This is a genomic window from Roseomonas sp. TAS13, from assembly GCF_001950415.1.
GTDB classification, from domain to species: Bacteria; Pseudomonadota; Alphaproteobacteria; order Acetobacterales; family Acetobacteraceae; genus Roseomonas; species Roseomonas mucosa.
Genome location: NZ_BDLP01000716.1, coordinates 1 through 950 on the forward strand (window position 1 = coordinate 1; position 950 = coordinate 950).

At 74.7% G+C, this 950-nt stretch carries 1 protein-coding gene; it reads right to left on the minus strand.

Annotation, left to right across the window (positions count from 1 at the left end; genetic code table 11):
* Positions 1 to 47 precede the first annotated feature (47 nt).
* Positions 48 to 950 (minus strand): ATP-dependent helicase C-terminal domain-containing protein (locus tag ROTAS13_RS25070; protein ID WP_305793737.1); only part of this gene is annotated, 903 nt, incomplete at its 5' end.

The window sequence follows — 950 nt, forward strand, 5'->3', positions numbered from 1 at the left end:
TTCGCCTTACGGTGGAGCTGTGCGTAGATGTGATCAAGAGACAGCACTCATGCGGGGGCGGTCGGGTCCTCGGGCCAGGCATGTTTGGGGTAGCGGCCGCGCATGTCCTTGCGGACATCGGCCCAGGCGCCGCGCCAGAAGCCGGCGAGGTCGGCTGTCAGCGCCACCGGGCGTCCGGCGGGGGAGAGCAGAGCCACCTGCAACGGCACGCGCCCGCCCATCAGCGGCGGCAGGCTGGCGAGGCCGAAGAGGTGCTGGGCGCGGGCCTCCAGCGTCGGCGGGTCGCGGTCGTAGTCGATGGCGGCGGAGCGGTTGTTCGGCAGGTCGAGCCGGTCGGGGAGCTCCGCGTCCAGGCGCCGGCGCTGTGGCCAGTCGAGCAGGCCGGAAAGGATCTCGTGGGCGTTCAGGTTGCGCAGCTCGGTCAGCTTCGTCAGACCGTGCAGGTGCGGGGCGAGCCATTCCTTCGCCCGCGTCGCGAGCGCCTCGTCGGAGACATCGGGCCAGGATTCCGGCTCCACCAGATGCGCCCAGGCGAGGCGGGCGCGCAGGCGGCGGGAGGCGTCGGTCCAGGGCAGGTCGCGGAAGCCGCGCCCGGCCACGGCCTCCGCCAGGGCCTCCGCGACGGCCGTGGGGTCGGCGACGGGGAGGGTGGTCTCCTCCAGCACCAGGGGGCCGAAACGCAGGCGGCGGCGGGGCAGGACGGCGCCGGCACGGGCGTCGAAGCTGGCGCCTTCCTCCCGCACGAAGCGTTCGGGGAAGCGTTCCTCCAGCACGGCGCGGCTGAGGGGGGCCGCCATGCGGATGCGCGCCTCGGTGCCCTGGAGGGCGAGGTCGGCCACCGCGAGCAGCGGCTGCTTGCCCAGCGGGTCGGTGGCGCCGAGCCGGGCGCCCTGCCCCGAGGCGAGGCGGAAGGCGCCGTCCATCGTGCCGCGCTTCGCCGCGATCCGGTC